The following is a 20,619-nucleotide window of genomic DNA, read 5'->3' as shown; positions in this document are numbered from 1 at the left end:
CACAGATAGCAATTGTCAATGTTCGGCATTGGGATATGTTTCCCTGATCTGGGCCGTCGGGTCCTTCAGATCAGGGAGACAGTTATGCGCAGACTTGCAGCCGGCATCCTGATGTTCTTCTCGGCGGTTTTGATAGCCGCCAACACTTATTCCGCGGAGCGCTGGGCAACGTTGCCAGCCTTCCCGCCAATGCCGACCGCAAAGACGAGCGGCATGGCCCCCGTCAACGACATCAAGATGTACTACGCCGAATACGGCGAGGGTGAGCCGATGCTGTTCATCCACGGCGGACTCGGCAGCGCCGATGTCTGGGGCTATCAAGTGGCCGAGTTTGCCAAGGATCATTTGGTGATCGTCGCCGACAGCCGCGGGCATGGGCGCTCGACGCGCAGCGAGCAGCCGTTCGGGTATGATCTGATGACCTCCGACTATGTCGCTCTGCTCGATTATCTGAAGCGAGACAAGGTGACCCTGGTCGGCTGGTCTGATGGCGGCATCATCGGCATCGACATGGCGATGAAGAACCCGGAGAAGCTGACGCGCGTGATCGCACAGGCGGCGAATGTGACGACGGACGGCGTCAAAGCCGACGTCATGACCAACAAGACCTTCAGCGGTTACATCGATGCGGCCGGCGAGACCTACAAGAAGCTGTCGCCGACGCCGAACGAGTATGATGCTTTCGTCACCCAGATCTCCGCGATGTGGGGAAGCCAGCCAGCCTGGACATCCGACGACCTCGGCAAGATCAAGGTACCCGTCACCTTGACGATCGGCGACCACGACGAGGCAATCAAGCTCGACCATACCGAGATGATGGCCAAACAAATTCCAGGTTCGAAGCTGGTGATCCTCAAGGACGCAAGCCACTTCGCCATGCTGCAGGATCCAGAGGGCTACAATGCCATGATCCAAGATGCCATAGCTGGAAAGTGACGAATCGGCCATCTGCGGCATGCCTCTTTCAATTGCAGCACATTTGGTTTATACGCAGCGCCAGCAATCGGGCTCTGCCCGGATGCATTCGCGGCCGAAGCTGGACGACATCCCGGCTTTTGGCGACCTAATCTCCTCTCATAGAAAGGAACATCCGATGTCGATTACTGCTGAGCGCAAGACGGCTCTGATCAAGGAATACGCAACGTTCGAAGGCGACACCGGTTCTCCGGAAGTTCAAGTTGCCATCCTGACCGAGCGTATCAACAACCTGACCGGCCACTTCAAGGACCACAAGAAGGATAACCATTCCCGACGTGGTCTGCTGACGATGGTTTCCAGCCGCCGCTCGCTTCTTGACTACCTCAAGAAGAAGAACGAAGGCCGTTACACCAAGCTGATCACCAGCCTGGGTATCCGCCGCTAAGGCTTTTTTCGGCGGGCGTTCCCCTTGGGACACCCGCCGGATTTTTTCGGGGAGAGACTTCCCCATCCCGCCATGCGTGGCGGATTGCCCGGCAGACCCGGATGGGCCGGTTCTGCTAAACCAACCGTTGACCTGTCATGGGGCAGGATTGCCGGATGCTTTTGGCCAGAGCCTCACAAGCTTTGGCCCGGTCTCTTATGGACCGATGAATGTAAAGCCTCCCGTTGTCTTGCCCATGATGCGTCACACCGATTGCGGTTGACCGTGCACCGTGCCTTGGAAGGCGAGGCGCATGTTCCCGCATTGAAGGACAAGACATATGTTCGATACTCATAGTGTGGAAATCGAGTGGGCAGGCCGCCCGCTGAAGCTCGAGACCGGCAAGATCGCCCGTCAGGCTGACGGTGCTGTTCTCGCGACCTACGGCGAAACCGTGGTTCTCGCCACCGTCGTTTCCGCCAAGGCGCCGAAGCCGGGCCAGGACTTCTTCCCGCTGACCGTCAACTACCAGGAAAAGACCTACGCAGCCGGCAAGATCCCCGGCGGCTACTTCAAGCGCGAAGGCCGTCCGTCGGAAAACGAAACCCTCGTTTCCCGCCTGATCGACCGCCCGATCCGTCCGCTCTTCCCGGAAGGCTACAAGAACGACACGCAGGTCGTCGTCACCGTCATCCAGCATGACCTTGAAAACAACCCCGACGTCCTGTCGATGGTTGCTGCGTCGGCAGCTCTGACGCTGTCGGGCGTTCCCTTCATGGGCCCGGTCGGTGGCGCCCGCGTCGGCTACATCAACGGCGAATACGTTCTGAACCCGCATCTCGACGAGATGGAAGAGTCGATCCTCGACCTCGTTGTAGCAGGTACGCACGACGCCGTTCTGATGGTTGAATCCGAAGCCAAGGAACTTAATGAAGAAGTCATGCTCGGCGCCGTCATGTTCGGCCACCGGGGCTTCCAGCCGGTCCTCGATGCGATCATCAAGCTCGCTGAAGTGGCTGCCAAGGAACCGCGTGACTTCCAGCCGGAAGACTACTCCGAACTCGAAGGCGAGATGCTGAAGCATTTCGAAGCCGAGCTTCGCACCGCCTACAAGAACACGCAGAAGGCTGAACGCTACGCTGCCGTCGACGCCGTCAAGGCGAAGGTCAAGGCACACTTCCTGCCGGAAGAAGGCGAAGCCAAGTACACGGCCGAAGAAGTCGGCGCGATCTTCAAGCATCTGCAGGCGAAGATCGTTCGTTGGAACATCCTCGACACCAAGAGCCGTATCGACGGCCGCGACCTCGAAACCGTTCGTCCGATCGTCTCGGAAGTCGGCCTCCTGCCGCGCACTCACGGTTCGGCGCTCTTCACCCGCGGTGAAACGCAGGCGATCGTCGTTGCCACGCTCGGCACCGGCGAAGACGAGCAGTACGTCGACAGCCTGACGGGCATGTACAAGGAGCGCTTCCTGCTCCATTACAACTTCCCGCCCTACTCGGTTGGCGAAACCGGCCGCATGGGTTCCCCAGGTCGCCGCGAAATCGGTCACGGCAAGCTCGCGTGGCGCGCCATCCGTCCGATGCTGCCGTCTGCTGAGCAGTTCCCTTACACCCTGCGCGTCGTCTCCGAGATCACCGAATCGAATGGCTCGTCCTCGATGGCGACCGTTTGCGGCACATCGCTTGCACTCATGGACGCTGGTGTTCCGCTCGCCAAGCCGGTTGCCGGTATCGCCATGGGCCTGATCCTCGAAGGCGACCGCTTCGCGGTTCTCTCCGACATCCTCGGTGACGAAGACCACCTCGGCGACATGGACTTCAAGGTTGCGGGTACCGCAGACGGCATCACCTCGCTGCAGATGGACATCAAGATCGCTGGTATCACCGAAGAGATCATGAAGGTCGCTCTCGGCCAGGCTCAGGGTGGCCGCGCCCACATCCTCGGCGAAATGGCCAAGGCCATCACCGAGAGCCGTGGCCAGCTCGGCGAGTTTGCACCGCGCATCGAAGTCATGAACATTCCAGTCGACAAGATCCGCGAAGTCATCGGCTCCGGCGGCAAGATTATCCGCGAAATCGTCGAAAAGACCGGCGCGAAGATCAACATCGAAGACGACGGCACGGTCAAGATCGCGTCCTCGTCCGGCAAGGAAATCGAAGCGGCCCGCAAGTGGATCCACTCGATCGTTGCTGAACCGGAAGTTGGCCAGATCTACGAAGGCACGGTCGTCAAGACCGCCGACTTCGGCGCCTTCGTCAACTTCTTCGGCGCCCGCGATGGCCTCGTCCACATTTCGCAGCTTGCATCCGAGCGCGTTGCCAAGACGCAGGACGTCGTCAAGGAGGGCCAGAAGGTCTGGGTCAAGCTCCTCGGCTTCGACGAGCGTGGCAAGGTCCGCCTGTCGATGAAGGTTGTCGACCAGGCAACTGGCCAGGAACTCCCGGCTGCCGAAAAGTCCGACAAGAAGAAGGAGGAAGCGGCTGAATAAGCCGCGCCTTTCAAACCGTTCGAGGGCGTGGGAGTTTTCCCGCGCCCTTTTTGTATCCGAAGGCGAGAAGAGATCATGAGCCGCGAAACCCTGAAGACCCTGTTCCATCCCTTTGCCAGCGGCACCGTTGAAGCGCCCGGCGAGGGCGAGCGTGTGCTCTTCCTCGGCGCCGAGGCAGGCTTTGCCCTGCCGGAGGGCTTTGCCGCCTCGCTGAGCGCCGTACAGGGCTTCCGGCCGCTGTTTAGGCAACTCCTCTCGCAGCGGATCGAAACCACGCCTGAGATCGAAGGCGAGGACTACGATGCCGCGCTGGTTCTCTGCAACAAGCACAAGGGCGAGAACGAGGCGAACATCGCTGCCGCGCTTCAGCACGTGAAGGTGGGCGGCCTAATCGTCATCGCCGGCGGCAAGGAGGATGGCGTCCAGTCGCTCCGTAAGCGTATGGAGGGCTTCGGCCTCGAGATCGAACACATGCCGAAATATCACGGCGTGGCGCTCTGGTTCGGACGGCCGGCCGACGTTAGTGAGGTCGTCAGCAAGTTTTCCAAGCCGTCCGTGCGCGTGGATGGCCGTTTCCTGGCCGCGGCCGGCATGTTCTCGCACGACCGCGTCGATGATGGCTCGGAGTTGCTCGCCTCGCGTCTGCCTACCGATTTCACCGGTGATGTCGCCGACTTTGGCGCCGGCTGGGGTTATCTGTCCGTCGAAGTGGCGGAGCGCTCGCCGGGTGTCAGTCGTCTCGACCTCTACGAGGCCAACCACGCGACTCTTGAAGCCGCCAAGGGCAACATGGCCGAGAACTGCCCCGACGTGCCGGCGCGCTTCTTCTGGCATGACCTGGCGAGCGAACCGGTCAAGGACAGGTACGACCTCATCATCATGAACCCGCCCTTCCATGAAGGACATGCGGCGGAGCCGTCACTCGGTCAGGCGATGATCAAGACCGCTGCCTCAGCGCTGCGCGGAGGCGGGCGTCTCTTGCTGGTTGCCAATCGCGGATTGCCCTACGAGCCGGTGCTTGCAGCAAACTTCAAGGAGAGCGGCGAAACTTGCCGCAATGCGCGCTTCAAGGTGCTGTGGGCGAAGAAGTAGCCGCGGAACAGCCCAAAGGGGAGGGGGAGCTATGGATACGGAAGCAAACAAGCAACTCGTGACTGCCTATGTCGAGGCGTTCAACCGCTTCGACATGGCGGCGTTGCGCGAGCTCTTTGCCGCCGATGCGCGGATTTACGGTGTTCTGGGATATGGCGGTCTCGATGAGGTCGAGCCTATCTGGCGTGAGCTCCACGAGGGGATGAACATCAACCTCGAGATCCTCGATATCGCCGCCGAGGGGAAGAACGTCGTCGTCCGCTACCGGGAAAGCGGGCGTTATTCCGGCTTCTTCCGCGGTCTCGTGGGTCACGACCCGACTGACAAGAGCTACGAGCTCACCGCGATGGAGTGGTTTGTCGTCGAAAACGGAAAGATTGCGACCCGCTGGGGCGCCAGAGATTCGGCTGCTATTCTGCGGCAGGTCACGCATCCGTAGGGGATGCGTTTCGGAAAAGCCGGGCTCGTTTCCAAGCCCGGCTTCGGTCCTTATTCCACGTCTGCCGTGCGCAGTGCGTCCAGTGTCGGCATCGAGGTGATGTTGAAGCCTGCATCTACGAAATGGATTTCGCCGGTAACGCCTGCCGACAGGTCCGACAGCAGATAAAGGGCGGAATTGCCGACCTGATCGATCGTCACCGTCTTGCGCAGCGGCGAGTTCCGCTGGTTCCAGGAGAGGATTGCGCGTGCATCGGAAATGCCAGCGCCCGCGAGCGTCCGGATCGGGCCAGCAGAGATCGCATTGACGCGGATCCCGCTCGGTCCGTAATCCGCAGCCAGATAACGCACCGACGCCTCGAGAGCAGCCTTTGCAACACCCATGACGTTGTAGTTCGGGATGACGCGCGTCGAGCCATTGTAGGTCAGCGTCAGCATCGAACCGCCGGCATTCATGAGCGGCGCGCAGCGCTTGGCGATCTCGGTGAAGGAGAAACAGGAGATCACCATCGTGCGGCTGAAATTGTCGCGCGTGGTGTCGGCGTAAAGGCCCTTCAGCTCGTTCTTGTCGGAAAAGCCGATGGCGTGAACGACGAAGTCCAGTGTGCCCCAGCGCTCCTTGATGGCATCGACGGTGGCGTCGACCGAGGCGATGTCCTCGACGTCGCACGGCAGAACGAATTCTGAACCGACTTCGGCGGCCAGCGGCTTGACACGCTTGCCGAGAGCATCGCCCTGATAGGTGAAGGCAAGTTCCGCGCCCTGTGCTGCCAGCGCCTTCGAAATTCCCCAGGCGATGGAATGGTTGTTCGCGACACCCATGATGAGGCCGCGCTTACCCTGCATGATTCCCGTCATATTATTATCCGTTGTAGCGCTGGAAGACGAGCGTGGCGTTGGTGCCGCCGAAGCCGAAGGAGTTGGAAAGGGCAATGTCGATCTTGGCATCGTCGATGCGCTTGCGAACGATCGGAACGCCGTCGAATTCAGGGTCGAGCTCAGTGATATGCGCGCTTTCGCCGATGAACCCGGCCTGCATCATCAGCAGCGAGTAGATCGATTCCTGCACGCCGGCTGCGCCCAGCGAATGGCCCGTCAGCGACTTGGTCGACTGGATGTGCGGGATCTTGTCGCCGAAGACTTCGCGGATTGCACCGATTTCCTTGCTGTCGCCAACAGGGGTCGAGGTGCCGTGCGTGTTGATGTAGTCGACATCGCCCTTCACCGTCGCGAGCGCCTGGCGCATGCAGCGGATCGCGCCTTCGCCCGACGGAGCGACCATGTCGTAACCATCCGAGGTCGCGCCGTAGCCGACGATTTCAGCGTAGATCTTTGCACCGCGCGCCTTGGCACGCTCCAGCTCTTCCAGGACGAGAACGCCCGCGCCGCCGGCGATGACAAAGCCGTCGCGGCTGACATCATAGGCACGCGACGCCGTTGCCGGCGTCTCGTTGTACTTGGAGGACATGGCGCCCATGGCATCGAAGAGGTTCGACATCGTCCAGTCAAGGTCTTCGTGGCCGCCAGCGAACATCACGTCCTGCTTGCCCCACTGGATCATCTCTGCGGCATTGCCGATGCAGTGTGCCGAGGTCGAGCAGGCCGACGAGATCGAGTAGTTGACGCCGTGGATCTTGAACCAGGTGGCGAGCGTTGCCGATGCCGTCGAGGACATCGCCTTCGGCACGGCAAACGGGCCGATGCGCTTCGGGCTGTTGTTCTTGATGGTGATCTCGGCAGCTTCGATCAGCGTGCGCGTCGAAGGTCCGCCGGAGCCCATGATGATGCCGGTGCGCGCGTTGTTGCTGATGTCGCTCTCTTCCAGACCGGAATCGGCGATCGCCTGCTTCATTGCTACATGGTTCCAGGCGCCGCCCTGACTCAGGAAGCGCATGGCGCGGCGGTCGACCAGATCCGTCGGATCAAGCGACGGGCGACCCCAGACCTGGCACTTGAAGCCGTGCTCAGCAAAATCGTTGGAGAAGGAAATGCCGGACTTGGCGTCGCGCAGCGACGCAGTGACCTCGGCGGCATCATTGCCGATCGAGGAGACAACACCCAGACCCGTAACAACTACCCGTCTCATGTGTTTCGACCTTTTCGTTTTTTCTAACTTGGAAACCGGGCAACTACGCCCGGTGCAATCAGGCTTCTTTGTCCTTGGACAGGCCGACGCGCAGGTCGGTTGCCTGGTAGATGGTTTCGCCGTCGGCCTTCAGCCAGCCATCGGCGGTGCCGAGAACCAGGCGGCCGCGCATGACGCGCTTGAAATCGATGCCGTACTCAAGCAGCTTCGTGGTCGGGCGAATCATGCCCTTGAACTTCACTTCGCCGGTTGAAAGCGCCATGCCGCGACCGGGCTCGCCCAGCCAGCCGAGGAAGAAGCCGGTCAGCTGCCACATGCCGTCAAGGCCGAGGCAGCCGGGCATGATCGGGTTACCCTGGAAGTGGCAGGGAAAATACCAGTCGTCGGGTTTCACGTCGTATTCAGCGCGAATGTAGCCCTTGTCGAAGGCGCCACCGGTTTCGGAAATGTCGGTAATGCGATGAACCATCAACATCGGCGGGAGAGGAAGCTGTGCGTTGCCCGGACCGAACAGTTCGCCGCGGCCGCAAGCCAGAATTTCCTCGTAGTTGAAGCTGGATTGTTTCGTCGCCATGAAAACTCTAATTCCCCCCGCAACTATGCCGATGGATGTGAACGTTTAGTCCAAGTTCAGCGGAAAATGAAGCATAAGCATGACTGAGCTTCATCCAACCTCCGGAGGACCGGCTGCGCGCCTTATTTGGTGGTCGCATACAGGAAGGCCAAGCCCCCGGCCAGCACTAATTGCGCCAAAAGCCCGATTTTGCGGCGTTTTCGCACTCTTTGTCCCCATTGAAACTATTGAAACGCTTTTGCGCAAAAGTTATATGGCTAATGAAACCTGATTGCTTGACGCTAGATTAAACCGGAGTTCGTCGGATGGTGGCAGAGGCCCCGCTTACCATTGAGGCACGGCTGAGACACGCCGGCCTTCGTCCGACGCGCCAGCGCGTCGCGCTCGGTGACCTGCTTTTCGCCAAAGGCGATCGGCACCTGACGGTCGAGGAACTCCACGAGGAGGCCGTGCAGGCGGGAGTGCCTGTGTCGCTGGCGACCGTCTACAACACGCTGCACCAGTTTACCGAAGCAGGGATGATCCGCGTTCTCGCGGTCGAAAGCGCCAAGACCTATTTCGACACCAACGTCTCCGACCACCATCACTTCTTCGTCGAAGGCGAAAACGACGTGCTGGATATCCCGGTCAGTAATCTGACCATCGGCAATCTGCCGGAGCCGCCGGAAGGGCTGGAAATCGCCCACGTCGACGTCGTGATCCGCCTGCGCGCGAAGCGGCGCTGATTTCACATCACATCATCAGGATGCCGGCCGGGCTTTGCCTTGTAGGTCGGAAAGGTCCAACCGAAATAGAGCGCGCCGCCGCGCACTGAGAATGCCGCGACGACACCGACGGCAGAGGCCGCATAGAGCGGCAGGTCGAGTGCGTTCGCAGCCGTAAATATGCCGCCGCCGACCAGTGCTGCCGTGATGTAGATTTCGGGCCGCAACAGCACGGACGGCTCGTTGGCCAGTAGATCGCGCAGGATGCCACCGAAGGTCGCCGTCAACGTCCCGGTCACGATGCCGATCGTTGGCGAGCCCGTGGCGGCGAGGCCCTTCGCGGCACCCATCACGCAGTAAGCCGACAGCCCTACGGCATCGAGCCAGATCAGCAAGCGATAGCGCGATTCAACGAGGTGGGCGGTAAAGAACACCAGGACGCCGATGGCGCAGCAGACGATGACGTAAGTCGGGTTCAGAACCCAGAACACCGGCACACGGCCAAGGACAATGTCGCGCACCGTACCGCCACCCGTCCCCGTGACGATGGAGAAGAACAGGAAGCCGATCAGGTCAAGCTGTTTCCGCGAGGCCGCGAGCGCGCCTGTTGCCGCAAAAAGCGCAACGCCGGCATAATCCACATAGACGAACAGCGGCATGCAGTCCTCCAGAACCGGCGCGTATCTTTCGAATATGAATCACGGCGGCAAGGGCGGCGCAAGCCGGATCAAGCAAACTGTCCGGCCAACAGCGTCCTTATTCGACCAAAAGAGAAACCCTTCGTGAAAACGCTCCTGATCGCTCTGAACCTTGCCGCGCTACTCGTCGCCCCCGTTGCGGCCTTCGCACAGCAATCGCTTATCTCGGATCCGGAGGTCTATGAGAAGAAGCACTTTCAGGAGCAGTGCACCAAGGCGGAATTTTCGGACGGCTTCGTCCTCCGCCAGGATATCAACAATGACGGCCTGATCGACGCCGTCGTCAACGAGGGTGAGCTCACCTGCGACGGCGAGAAGGGTCCGCAGTGCAATGATGACGGCTGCACTTATAATTTCTATCTGCAGGTCGCCGAGGGCGGCTATTTCATGATCGCGACCGCCCAGGTCTACGGTTATGACTTCGTGAAGCGCTTCGGCAACATGGTGCTGGCAATGAAGATGCACCCGCGTTTCTGCGATCGTCCGGATGCTGACAAGGCGAAGGAGCCTTGTGTCGTCACAGCCCGTGTGCGCGGCACCAAGTTCGTGACGATCTCCAAGAAATAGCCAGTTCAGCCCGGATAGAGCTCTGAAGTGCGGCCGGCGAGGTAGTAGCCGACGAGCCCGAACCATTCGCGGATTGCCGTTGCCAGGTTCTGGGAATTCCGGCTCGGCTGCGTGAAATCGAAGCCAAGGCTTTCTCGCCCGTCAGTGCGGTAGTCCGTCGGCCACGGCACGACGTCGATTCCAAGTTTACGGAAGATGCCGACCGATCGCGGCATATGGTAGCCGGAGGTGATCAGCAGGCAGTTCGAAAGACCTTGGCTTGCCAGAAGCTCCTTGGTGTTCATCGCGTTTTCGAAGGTCGTGCGCGATTTCGTTTCTTCGACCAGGCGGTCTCGGCCAATGCCGAACATCGGGAAGAAGCGCGCCGATATCGCCGCGTCACCTTCGTAGATGCCGGAGATCGACCCATCGCCGCCGGAAATCAGGATTCGCGTCTGCGGAAATTTCTGCGCCAGGCGCAGCGCTTCGACGAAGCGATCGGCCCCGGCATTGAGCTCTATTCCGCGGCGGGCGGTATTCACCTCGTTCTCGAATGCACCGCCCAAGACGATCATACACTGCAGGCTTGCCGGATCCTGCGGTTTGACAAACCGATCCTCGAGACCCTGCAGAAGGTAGTTGCCGACGGTGGTGTAGAGCGTGACGAACAAAATCAGGCCCGCAATCGCCGAGGAAACGAGACTTGTCGCATGCCAGCGGACAAGGCCCGTCACCAGGGCAAACAGGACGAAAAGGAAAGCGAGCGACAATGGCTGCCCGAAGATCCAGATGAGCTTTGAAAAGAGAAACAAGGTTGTCTTCCTTCAGCGGTTTCCGCCCGCCATCTATCTGATTCGATAGGCCTCTATTGCGACTTCATTTCGTGCGCACCGCCGAACGTGGCGTGGCGTTAAACCGACGTTGCAGGCGTTTGGGGATGAGCAGAGAGGCGAGCGCAACCAGCATCGCAAAGACGGCAATCACCCACAGGGCCGCCGCACCCGCGATCTGTGTGAGCAGCGCGCCCATCACCGCGCCCGCAAACATGCCGGCCCACGGTACGATCTGGATCGTCCACTCCAATCGCTTGTCGCCGATAATCCAGCGCCCAAGGCCACGCCCAAAACGCGAGAGCGCTCCGGTCACATAGGTCAGCCCGATCGGCAGCCCCTCGATCTGCTCCACGGCCGCGTTCACCATCCCCATCGAAGCGACGATGAGATAGAAGCGCGGCATCGCCACGCTCTCGCCCATCATGAGAGAGGCGGTAGCCAGCGCGATGCTGACGCAGGAAAGCACGGCGAAGGTGCGCCGGTCCGCGAAATGCGCGATCACGATCCCGGCTGCATTGCCAAGCACGAAGACCATGATCGCCGAGAGTAGAATGGCCGCATGCCGTAGATCGCCGCCGCCGAGCGACAGGGCGGCGCGCGTTGTGTTGCCCGTCATGAACGACACGAAATCACCGGTCAGCGCCAGTCCGGTCGCATCGGTCATACCCGCCAGAAAGGAAATCGCGCCGGCAAGCACCAGGCCGGTCGTCGTTCTGCGCGTGTGTATGACGCGCCGCCGTCTTTCTCGTGTCATTGAACCAAGGCTCCAGGCTGCCGATCAGTCGGCATCGGAACCATACATACCCGCAGTTGCTAAAAATTTGGCAAAGCAGTGTATGAGGAAATGACCGCGAGCGAACAGTCCTCGGGCGCGACAGCCGTTAAGACGAAAGTGGTTCCAAACGCGTCGAACAGCCAGTGTTATTCGTGTCGGGAGAAATTTGGTGGAGCTAAGCGGGATCGAACCGCTGACCTCTTGCATGCCATGCAAGCGCTCTCCCAGCTGAGCTATAGCCCCATCAAGGCGGTCCGGCTAGGCCGGTCCTGGGATGCTTCGCGAAGCGCTTGCCTCGCGGAGTGGCGGCTTCTTACTTCCGGTTTTTGGAGATAGCAAGCCAAAAAAATCGGCCCGGCGAAATTTTCTCGTCCGGGCCGAGACTTAATCCGATCAGACTTCGTCTTCGTCGCCGGTGACGCCGATGATGTCGCTCATGTCGTCGTCATCGTCGTCTTCGTCGGCTTCGAGGAAGGTGTCGTCGTCGTCGCCTTCGATTTCGACGTCGTCATCACCCATATCTGGAATCTCGTCGCCGGATGCGCCTTCATCAGCGTCCTCGAGCGAGACCAGTTCGACTTCCGTGCTTTCGGTATCGACTTCTGCCACTTCCTCTTCATCCTGGGCTTCAGCCGCTGCGGCAGCAGAGGTTTCCTCGAAGAAGGAGAGCGGATAGGACTTGCCCGTATAGGGAGAAACGATCGGATCCCGGTTCAGGTCGTAGAACTTCTTGCCGGTTTCCGGATCGGTACGCTTCGTTCCAAGTTCAGCTTTCGCCACTGTTAGCCTCGTGAGAATGGCCGAATCAAGATTCGGCAAATGCCGTGAAACCCGGCGTTCTATTCGGAATTTATAAGCCGGTCCCCATAATCGTTGCAGCACGGCATGTCAAAGCCAAACTTCATGCATCGCTCATGCGCGCCAGATGACCGGCGCCGCCATTTGTGATAGTGAGCCGGCGATTGTTCATTTGCAGGGTAGATCGGCGCGTGGCCGGCTGCCGGGATAGGTGCGAGAAATGTACCAGCCGCCGCATTTTCGTGAGGAAGACTTGAGTGTCCAGCACGCCTTGATCCGGGCACATCCGCTCGGCATGCTGATCACTGCGGGTGCTTCGGGCTTGATGGCGAATTCGGTCCCTTTCCATCTGGATGCCGCAGCCTCCGAAAAGGGGATCTTGCGCCTTCATCTCGCCAAGGCCAATCCGCAGTGGCGCGATATCGACGCCGGCGCGGATGTGCTCGCCGTCTTCCAGGGCGCCGATGCCTACATCACGCCATCCTGGTACCAGACGAAGCAGGAGACCGGTAAAGTCGTGCCGACCTGGAACTACGCGATCGTACAGGTCAGGGGCAGGGCCCGTGTCATCGACGACGCGGACTGGCTGCTTCAGCAGATCAACGCGATCACCACGCAACAGGAAGGCCCACGCGACAGGCCTTGGGCAGTGGGTGATGCGCCTGATGATTTCATCCGCGCGCAGATGAAAGGCATCATCGGCGTCGAAATCGAGATTGCAGCGATTGAAGGCAAGTGGAAGGTCAGCCAGAACCGACCGGTTGCTGATCGCGAAGGTGTTGTTGCCGGTCTCGGTGAAGAGTCCGGTTGGGAAGACATGGTCGATCTCGTCCGCCGCTACGGCGGATTGGCGGAGACATGAACGGACAGATGAGCTCCAAACAGTTTACAATCGCCATCGATGGACCCGCAGCCGCAGGCAAGGGAACGCTCTCGCGCCGCATCGCGGAGACCTACGGCTTTCATCATCTCGACACGGGGCTGACCTACCGCGCGACGGCAAAGGCTTTGCTCGATGCCGGCCTGACGCTCGACGACGAGGCGGTGGCAGAAAAGATGGCGCGCGAGGTTGAACTGGCCGGTCTCGATCGCGATATACTTTCGAAGCATGAGATTGGCGAGGCGGCCTCGAAGATCGCGGTCATGCCTTCGGTGCGGCGTGCACTGGTGGAGGCGCAGCGGCGGTTTTCTGAAAAGGCGCCCGGAACGGTGCTCGACGGCCGTGATATCGGAACCGTCGTCTGCCCGGCGGCGCCGGTAAAGCTCTATGTAACGGCAAGTCCCGAGGTTCGGGCGAAACGCCGCTACGACGAAATAACAGGCAAGGGAGGAATTGCCGATTTCGATGCCATTTTCGACGACGTCAAGCGCCGCGACGAACGCGACATGGGACGGGCCGACAGTCCTTTGAAACCAGCCGAAGACGCGCACTTGCTTGATACGTCGGAAATGAGTATAGAGGCCGCGTTTCAAGCTGCGAAATCGATCATCGATGCAGCTTTGAGCCGAAATACCTAATTCGAGCGATTTGCCCAAGCTTTGCCTGGGCCGCTTCCGAAGACTAAGCCTGAAATTCCGTCCAAGCGCCGGATTGCTTCCCGACAGGAAGCGGACTGGGTTCAGGCCCGTTCAACACGAACCAACCGGCGCATACGTATCCGGATTCGGATATGCAGGAGATTACATGTCAGTAGCTACTCCCTCTCGCGAAGATTTCGCGGCCCTTCTCGAAGAATCCTTTGCCAAGCACGACCTGGCTGAAGGCTATGTCACCAAGGGCATCGTAACGGCAATCGAGAAGGACTCTGCCGTTGTCGACGTCGGCCTCAAGGTCGAAGGTCGCATCCTACTCAAGGAATTCGGCGCCAAGGCCAAGGACGGCTCGCTCAAGGTCGGCGACGAAGTCGAAGTTTACGTCGAGCGCATCGAAAACGCTCTTGGCGAAGCAGTTCTGTCGCGCGAGAAGGCTCGCCGCGAAGAAAGCTGGGTCAAGCTCGAAGCCAAGTTTGAAGCTGGTGAGCGCGTTGAAGGCGTTATCTTCAACCAGGTCAAGGGCGGCTTCACGGTTGACCTCGACGGCGCGATTGCCTTCCTGCCGCGTTCGCAGGTCGACATCCGTCCGATCCGCGACGTTACCCCGCTGATGCACAACCCGCAGCCCTTCGAAATCCTCAAGATGGACAAGCGCCGCGGCAACATCGTCGTTTCGCGTCGTACGGTTCTGGAAGAATCCCGTGCCGAGCAGCGTTCTGAAATCGTTCAGAACCTCGAAGAAGGCCAGGTTGTTGACGGCGTCGTCAAGAACATCACCGATTACGGTGCGTTCGTTGACCTCGGCGGCATTGACGGCCTGCTGCACGTCACCGACATGGCATGGCGCCGTGTGAACCATCCGTCGGAAATCCTGTCCATTGGCCAGCAGGTCAAGGTTCAGATCATCCGCATCAACCAGGAAACCCACCGCATCTCGCTCGGCATGAAGCAGCTCGAGTCGGATCCGTGGGATGGCATCCAGGCCAAGTATCCGGAAGGCAAGAAGATTTCCGGTACCGTCACGAACATCACCGACTACGGTGCGTTCGTCGAGTTGGAGCCGGGCATCGAAGGCCTGATCCACATTTCGGAAATGTCCTGGACCAAGAAGAACGTACACCCCGGCAAGATCCTGTCCACGAGCCAGGAAGTCGAAGTCGTCGTTCTCGAAGTCGATCCGTCCAAGCGCCGTATTTCGCTCGGCCTCAAGCAGACGCTGGAAAATCCGTGGGCGGCATTCGCTCGCAACCATCCGGCTGGCACTGAAGTCGAAGGCGAAGTCAAGAACAAGACCGAATTCGGCCTGTTCATCGGCCTCGACGGCGATGTTGACGGCATGGTGCACCTCTCCGACCTCGACTGGAACCGTCCGGGCGAACAGGTCATCGAAGAGTTCAACAAGGGCGACGTCGTTAAGGCGGTCGTTCTCGATGTTGACGTCGAAAAGGAGCGCATCTCGCTCGGCATCAAGCAGCTCGGCAAGGACGCTGTCGGCGAAGCCGCAGCTTCGGGCGACCTGCGCAAGAATGCAGTCGTTTCCTGCGAAGTCATCGCAGTCAACGACGGCGGCATCGAAGTGAAGCTCGTCGACCACGAAGACATCACGTCGTTCATCCGCCGCGCAGACCTGTCGCGCGACCGCGACGAGCAGCGTCCGGAACGCTTCTCGGTTGGCCAGGTTGTTGACGCCCGCGTCACCAACTTCTCCAAGAAGGACCGCAAGATCATGCTGTCCATCAAGGCTCTGGAAATCGCGGAAGAGAAGGAAGCTGTTGCTCAGTTCGGTTCGTCCGACAGCGGCGCTTCGCTCGGAGACATTCTCGGCGCGGCTCTGAAGAACCGCGGCGGCGAATAATCGCCAGCAGGCTTGAAGAACAAAAGAACCCGCCGGAGCGATCCGGCGGGTTCTTCGTTTCTGTACTGTCGTTGCAATGGCGAGCTATTCCCAGTCGACCTTGCGTCGGTAGAGCGAATAGGCTTCGTCGCCACTCACGGCGATTGGCAGGGCCGGCGCCGGGCGGTGAGGCGGCGTGCCAGCCTTGATCAGACTTTCTCGGGCGGCAATCGCTGCAGCCGCCTCACTGTCCATCAGGATGTCCGTTTCGTCGTCGTCCGACGGCTCGCCCTGCCGCTCTTCCTCTTCCGACGGCTCGCCGCCGTTGTGGTCCTCGCGGTACATCGCGTGGGCGCCACTATCGTCGGCCTCGTCCTTCGAGAACTCGTAAGGCTGCGTGGCGTACGGCACGCCCTCGACGATTTTCATGAGCACCGGCGCATAGGTCTCGTCGATCGCCTGCTGCACCGTCAAGGGTGCTGGCGGTTCCGCGGCAGGGTGTCTTTTTGCCGCCGCTGCGGCCGCTTCGGTTGCCGGTTGTTCCGCGATGAGGGGCGATTGGCGCGCAATGCCCTCCGGCAATGGATGCAGATCGGGCAGGGTGGTCAATTCTTCCGGCAGATCGGCGAGGACCGTTTCGTCGAGGATGATATCGATCTCGACCGCAGGATCGGGATCGGCGGCTTCCAGCAGCACTTCCGTTTCCTGGTCCTGAATGATTGTAACGATCAGCTTCGTGGTATCGTTCGACAGCGAGGCTGATATCGCCGGCCAGCTCTTCGGAATGATCGGGTCGCCCTTGGACGTTGTCCGAGCGGTCTCGGCTTGCACGGTTTCCCGTGCCGGATCCAAGGCGTGCCTGGGCGGCACGCTCTCCTGCACATCTTGATTAGGCTCCGCGAGTGTTTCTTCGGCGGACGCCTTGGCGGTCGGATTGACGATCGGTTCGTCAGCGACTGCATCGTTCTTGATGAGTTCGGTCCGCTCGTCGCCGCCATCGATATGGGCCGCGGCAACCAGTGCGGTCTGCGGCCGTGCAGATTCCGGTCCCTGCTTTGTCGGTAGAGGTACCTGCGCAGTCCCAGCAAGATTGTCCCTTTGGATGCGAATTTCCGTGCGCTGTTCCTGGCGCGTCGGCGAGGCGTCGTTCTGGCCGTAGGAGCGAACCACGGCGCGGGCGGCGAGATCGCGATCCTTGTAGTGGATCGTTTCAAGATAGGTGGCGATGCGGGCCGCCTCCGGTCCAGCCGGGTTCCGGAGCGCCTCTGCAAGCAGGCGAAGCGGAACTGCGTGGCCTTGCATCGCAAGCTGTCGCTCGACTTTTTCGATCTTCGCCGGCGGCAGCTTCTCGATCGCAGCTGCCAGGCGGGAGGCAAAGGCTAGGTCGGTTTCGTCGTCCTCGCGCGGGGTCGCAAGCGCCTCGCTCGTGGCACTGAGCACATCGAGAAGGGCGTCGACCATCCGCGCCCGGACAGCTAGCAGAAGAATGCTGAGCTTGCCGGCAACAGAAGAATTGAGATCGGCGCCCTGAATCTGATGCACGGGAGCAACGGCGCTGGCCGCGCGCACCAGGCCATCGGTACTGACGGCCGCGGTCTGGCTCTGGGAGGAAAGGCTTCCGTTTGACGCTGCACGAACCGGAGACAACATGTCATGCTCCTTCTTTCGTAAAGTGCGGTGAAGGCAGGCTACAAGAAGGCCGCGCTCATCCGGCCCGTTGCATTCTCCGGCAGTTCGGTCTGCCCGACGCGGCGCTCCATCGCGCCGTTGAATGCATAAAAATTGGTAAATAATCTAGCGAAGCGGCGTTAACGAATTACTAATGGCCGGTACGCGCATCGCCGCGCCCGGTTCCATACGTGCAAAATCCAGAAACGTCTTAGCTGTGGGCGAAAATGTCGGCTTCTTCCCAGCCGAGCAGATCGAGCTTGGCGCGCGTCGGAAGGAATTGGAAGCAGGCGTTGGCATGATCGATGCGGCCGTCTCGCACCAGCCGCTCGGTCAGCTTGTCGCGCAGCGCGTGCAGGTAAAGCACGTCAGAGGCCGCGTATTCCAGCTGCGCAGGGGACAAAGTTGCGGCAGCCCAGTCGGAGGATTGCTGCGTCTTGGAAATATCGACGTCAAGCATTTCCTTGAGATTGTCCTTCAGTCCATGCCGATCGGTATAGGTTCGGCAGAGACGTGAGGCGATCTTGGTGCAGAACACCGGCTGCATGGTGACGCCGAACGTGTGGAACAAGACGGCAATGTCGAAGCGGCCATAGTGGAAGATCTTCTGTTGCCCATTGGCAAGCAGCGCCACGAGGTTCGGCGCTTCCTTCTGCCCGGCGGCGATGCGGATCACGTCGGCCGTGCCGTCGCCCGGTGAGAGTTGCACTACGCACAGCCGGTCGCGGCGCGGCACAAGGCCCAGCGTTTCGGTGTCGATGGCAATCGCTCCGGTATAGCGGGCGGCATCTGCCGCGGAAATATCACCTTCATGGTATCGTATGATGGCTGCCATCGATCTCATCTCACACTCGAACTGTCACTTGTGGCCTATAGCGCAAAGCCATGGCGGGCGATACCGCCAAGGCTCAGAATGTCGGCGGTGTATTGATCCAGATGAGGACGGTTTCGCCATCGTGACGGTTGCGCCAGGAGTGATAGCGACGGCTTTCGAAATAGAGCGAATCGCCGGGTCCGAGATCGAAGAACTGATCGGAATCGAGGACCAGCTCCAGCCTCCCGGAGAGTACGTGCATGAACTCCTCCCCTTCGTGTCGGTAGGCGCCTTCGCTCGCCGCACCGGGTGCGAGCACGAAACGGTGGCAATCCATCATCGTGCGGCCCTCGGCCAGAAGCTGCACCGTGACACCTGGCGTCGTTTCCGGCCATGTGCGCCAAGCGCCGGCGCGGACGACCTCGGGCATGTCGTCGCGCTCTTCCCCAGAAAGCCTGGAAACCGTGGTGCCATAATATGCCGCAAGGTCGTGCAACGTCTTGAAACTCACCCCCTGAGAGGTGCGTTCGAGCGTCGACAGTGTCGAGGCAGCAATGCCAACGTCACCGGCAACCTGATCCAGTGTCTTGCCGGCGCCGTGGCGCAGACTGCGCAGCCGCCGACCTAGATCCGAGGCGTCAGACGTATCCGAATTTTCAGATGGTTCCTCGCTTTCCAATGCCTCGCGAATGGCTGCCGGATTGAGTCCGCGCTCGGTTCGATACCAGGCTATCTTTTTTAACCGTGCGACGTCCTCGGCGCTGTATTGCCGGTGCCCGGTTTCCGACCGGTCCGGAACGACGAGGCCCTGGCTTTCCCAAAGGCGCAAGGTCGATGCGGAAACGCCTGCTGATTTTGCCGCCTCCGCCACTTTGTAGCGCACGGGCATATCGTTGTTCATAAGCCAAATATTCCCGGTTCGTTTGTCTTCTTGAGGTCTTGTTCGACCTAGTTTTTCTTCGACGACCATCGCTGAAAACAACGGCAGTTTGAAGCGGTAAATGCCGCTTGCATTCTTACAGGAAAAATGTAGGAATTTTCTACATGTCTTGCCGAAGTTATGCAAGATAGTTCATCCATTCCAGAGCAGGAACGCACCGATGGCCGCGACCACCCTCACAGACCGAAAGAATGCCGCAATCTCGCGTGGCGTTGGCATGACGACGCAGATCTATGCCGATCGCGCAGAAAATGCCGAGATCTGGGACAAGGAAGGTCGACGCTATATCGACTTCGCGGCCGGCATTGCCGTCCTCAACACCGGTCACCGTCACCCGCGCGTGATCGCCGCCGTCAAGGATCAGCTTGATCATTTCACCCATACCTGCCACCAGGTGGTGCCTTACGAGAGCTACGTCCACTTGGCCGAGCGTCTCAATGCGCTGACGCCCGGCAACTTCGAGAAGAAGACGATCTTCGTCACAACAGGTGCCGAAGCCGTCGAGAATGCGGTGAAGATCGCCCGTGCCGCGACCGGCCGCTCCGCCGTGATTGCCTTTGGCGGCGGTTTCCATGGCCGCACCTTCATGGGTATGGCGCTGACCGGCAAGGTCGTGCCCTACAAGGTCGGTTTCGGCGCAATGCCGGGCGATGTCTTCCATGTCCCGTTCCCGGTCGAGCTGCATGGCGTGACGCCGGATCAGTCGCTGGCCGCGCTGAAGAAGCTGTTTGCCGCCGATGTTGATCCGCAGCGCGTTGCCGCCATCATTATCGAGCCAGTTCAGGGCGAGGGTGGTTTCTACCCGGCGCCGGTCGCCTTTATGAAGGCGCTGCGCGAACTCTGCGACCAACACGGCATCCTCCTGATCGCCGATGAGGTGCAGACCGGCTTTGCTCGTACCGGCAAGATGTTCGCGATGGATCATCATGAGGTCGCACCCGACCTGATGACGATGGCCAAGAGCCTCGCTGGCGGCTTCCCGCTGGCCGCCGTCACGGGTCGTGCCGAGATCATGGATGCGCCCGGACCGGGCGGTCTCGGCGGTACCTATGGCGGCAATCCGCTTGGCATCGCTGCGGCTCACGCAGTCCTCGACGTCATCAAGGACGAAGATCTCTGCGATCGCGCCAATCAGCTTGGCAACCGGTTGAAGCAGCGCCTGGAATCACTGCGCGAAAAGGTGCCTGAAATCGTCGATATCCGCGGTCCGGGTTTCATGAACGCTGTCGAGTTCAACGACAAGACGACGAAGCTGCCGAGCGCCGATTTCGCCAACAAGGTTCGCCTGATTGCGCTTGAGAAAGGCCTGATCCTGCTGACGTGCGGCGTGCATGGAAACGTCATCCGTTTCCTCGCCCCGATCACGATCCAGGATAGTGTCTTTGGCGAAGCGCTCGACATTTTGGAAGCCTCGATCCTCGAAGCAAGCGGTAAGTAGGGCCATCCCTTCTTT

21 protein-coding genes and 1 tRNA gene are annotated in these 20,619 nt (G+C 60.2%); 11 read left to right on the top strand and 11 right to left on the bottom strand.

Annotated features, from left to right (window positions below):
* Positions 1–84 precede the first annotated feature (84 nt).
* From AC1DE4_RS02840 to AC1DE4_RS02820, 5 genes are all read left to right on the top strand, one after another.
* Complete coding sequence (locus tag AC1DE4_RS02840; RefSeq protein ID WP_025659730.1) at positions 85–936, top strand: alpha/beta fold hydrolase; 852 nt, start codon at positions 85–87, stop codon at positions 934–936.
* Between the two features lie 157 nt (positions 937–1,093).
* Positions 1,094–1,363, top strand: a complete 270-nt coding sequence (gene rpsO, locus AC1DE4_RS02835; protein ID WP_025659731.1) for a 30S ribosomal protein S15 — start codon at positions 1,094–1,096, stop codon at positions 1,361–1,363.
* A gap of 319 nt (positions 1,364–1,682) precedes the next feature.
* Entirely contained in the window at positions 1,683–3,833 is a 2,151-nt protein-coding gene (gene pnp / locus AC1DE4_RS02830; protein ID WP_025659732.1) for a polyribonucleotide nucleotidyltransferase, read from the top strand.
* 75 nt (positions 3,834–3,908) lie between these two features.
* Positions 3,909–4,925, top strand: coding sequence for a class I SAM-dependent methyltransferase (locus AC1DE4_RS02825; RefSeq protein WP_477879768.1), 1,017 nt, complete (start codon positions 3,909–3,911; stop codon positions 4,923–4,925).
* 31 nt (positions 4,926–4,956) lie between these two features.
* A complete protein-coding gene (locus AC1DE4_RS02820; RefSeq protein ID WP_025659734.1) occupies positions 4,957–5,364 on the top strand; it encodes an ester cyclase in 408 nt (135 codons plus the stop codon).
* 50 nt (positions 5,365–5,414) lie between these two features.
* Here AC1DE4_RS02820 and fabI read toward each other — a convergent pair whose 3' ends face one another.
* The 3 genes from fabI to fabA are packed head-to-tail and all read right to left on the bottom strand — an operon-like array spanning position 5,415 to position 8,023.
* Positions 5,415–6,221: an enoyl-ACP reductase FabI gene (fabI, locus tag AC1DE4_RS02815; protein ID WP_025659735.1), complete on the bottom strand. Its 807-nt coding sequence runs from the start codon at positions 6,219–6,221 to the stop codon at positions 5,415–5,417.
* Positions 6,222–6,225: 4 nt separating this feature from the next.
* Complete coding sequence (fabB, locus tag AC1DE4_RS02810) at positions 6,226–7,449, bottom strand: beta-ketoacyl-ACP synthase I (RefSeq protein ID WP_477879766.1); 1,224 nt, start codon at positions 7,447–7,449, stop codon at positions 6,226–6,228.
* A 58-nt stretch (positions 7,450–7,507) separates the two neighbouring features.
* Entirely contained in the window at positions 7,508–8,023 is a 516-nt protein-coding gene (fabA, locus tag AC1DE4_RS02805) for a 3-hydroxyacyl-[acyl-carrier-protein] dehydratase FabA (RefSeq protein ID WP_016552232.1), read from the bottom strand.
* A 305-nt stretch (positions 8,024–8,328) separates the two neighbouring features.
* Between fabA and irrA the strand changes: the two genes are divergently transcribed.
* Entirely contained in the window at positions 8,329–8,748 is a 420-nt protein-coding gene (gene irrA, locus AC1DE4_RS02800; RefSeq protein WP_018855376.1) for an iron response transcriptional regulator IrrA, read from the top strand.
* 2 nt (positions 8,749–8,750) lie between these two features.
* On the opposite strand, the gene AC1DE4_RS02795 is transcribed toward irrA, so the two are convergent.
* The gene (locus AC1DE4_RS02795) at positions 8,751–9,386 is read right to left on the bottom strand and encodes a trimeric intracellular cation channel family protein (protein WP_025659736.1); all 636 of its coding nucleotides are present in this window, start codon (positions 9,384–9,386) and stop codon (positions 8,751–8,753) included.
* A gap of 123 nt (positions 9,387–9,509) precedes the next feature.
* Between AC1DE4_RS02795 and AC1DE4_RS02790 the strand changes: the two genes are divergently transcribed.
* Positions 9,510–9,992 carry a hypothetical protein gene (locus AC1DE4_RS02790; protein ID WP_018855374.1) on the top strand — a complete coding sequence of 161 codons (483 nt, stop codon included), beginning with the start codon at positions 9,510–9,512 and terminating at the stop codon, positions 9,990–9,992.
* Between the two features lie 5 nt (positions 9,993–9,997).
* On the opposite strand, the gene AC1DE4_RS02785 is transcribed toward AC1DE4_RS02790, so the two are convergent.
* From AC1DE4_RS02785 to AC1DE4_RS02770, 4 genes are all read right to left on the bottom strand, one after another.
* Positions 9,998–10,783, bottom strand: coding sequence for a YdcF family protein (locus AC1DE4_RS02785; protein WP_477879763.1), 786 nt, complete (start codon positions 10,781–10,783; stop codon positions 9,998–10,000).
* Between the two features lie 64 nt (positions 10,784–10,847).
* Complete coding sequence (locus AC1DE4_RS02780; protein ID WP_169679527.1) at positions 10,848–11,558, bottom strand: YoaK family protein; 711 nt, start codon at positions 11,556–11,558, stop codon at positions 10,848–10,850.
* Positions 11,559–11,746: 188 nt separating this feature from the next.
* Positions 11,747–11,822, bottom strand: a tRNA-Ala gene (locus AC1DE4_RS02775).
* 150 nt (positions 11,823–11,972) lie between these two features.
* Positions 11,973–12,359, bottom strand: coding sequence for a TIGR02300 family protein (locus tag AC1DE4_RS02770; protein ID WP_018855371.1), 387 nt, complete (start codon positions 12,357–12,359; stop codon positions 11,973–11,975).
* Positions 12,360–12,597: 238 nt separating this feature from the next.
* On the opposite strand from AC1DE4_RS02770, the gene AC1DE4_RS02765 reads away from it, so the two are divergent.
* From AC1DE4_RS02765 to rpsA, 3 genes are all read left to right on the top strand, one after another.
* The gene (locus AC1DE4_RS02765; protein ID WP_477879761.1) at positions 12,598–13,239 is read left to right on the top strand and encodes an FMN-binding negative transcriptional regulator; all 642 of its coding nucleotides are present in this window, start codon (positions 12,598–12,600) and stop codon (positions 13,237–13,239) included.
* An 8-nt stretch (positions 13,240–13,247) separates the two neighbouring features.
* Positions 13,248–13,895, top strand: a complete 648-nt coding sequence (cmk, locus tag AC1DE4_RS02760) for a (d)CMP kinase (protein ID WP_025659740.1) — start codon at positions 13,248–13,250, stop codon at positions 13,893–13,895.
* Positions 13,896–14,061: 166 nt separating this feature from the next.
* Complete coding sequence (gene rpsA / locus AC1DE4_RS02755) at positions 14,062–15,765, top strand: 30S ribosomal protein S1 (RefSeq protein WP_018855368.1); 1,704 nt, start codon at positions 14,062–14,064, stop codon at positions 15,763–15,765.
* A gap of 84 nt (positions 15,766–15,849) precedes the next feature.
* Here the strand turns inward: rpsA and AC1DE4_RS02750 are convergent, their stop codons facing one another.
* The 3 genes from AC1DE4_RS02750 to AC1DE4_RS02740 all read right to left on the bottom strand — a co-directional run bounded on the left by AC1DE4_RS02750 (position 15,850) and on the right by AC1DE4_RS02740 (position 19,127).
* Entirely contained in the window at positions 15,850–17,394 is a 1,545-nt protein-coding gene (locus AC1DE4_RS02750) for a hypothetical protein (protein WP_477879759.1), read from the bottom strand.
* 229 nt (positions 17,395–17,623) lie between these two features.
* Positions 17,624–18,247 carry a ribonuclease D gene (locus AC1DE4_RS02745; protein ID WP_025659742.1) on the bottom strand — a complete coding sequence of 208 codons (624 nt, stop codon included), beginning with the start codon at positions 18,245–18,247 and terminating at the stop codon, positions 17,624–17,626.
* 73 nt (positions 18,248–18,320) lie between these two features.
* Complete coding sequence (locus tag AC1DE4_RS02740) at positions 18,321–19,127, bottom strand: MerR family transcriptional regulator (RefSeq protein ID WP_025659743.1); 807 nt, start codon at positions 19,125–19,127, stop codon at positions 18,321–18,323.
* A gap of 199 nt (positions 19,128–19,326) precedes the next feature.
* On the opposite strand from AC1DE4_RS02740, the gene AC1DE4_RS02735 reads away from it, so the two are divergent.
* Positions 19,327–20,604 (top strand): 4-aminobutyrate--2-oxoglutarate transaminase, encoded by a 1,278-nt coding sequence (locus tag AC1DE4_RS02735; protein WP_062375558.1) that lies wholly within the window; start codon positions 19,327–19,329, stop codon positions 20,602–20,604.
* Positions 20,605–20,619 lie beyond the last annotated feature (15 nt).

The organism is Rhizobium sp. 10N414 (assembly GCF_056394785.1).
The sequence above is the reverse complement of the archived record's forward strand: the minus strand, read 5'-3'. Positions and strand labels throughout refer to the sequence as shown.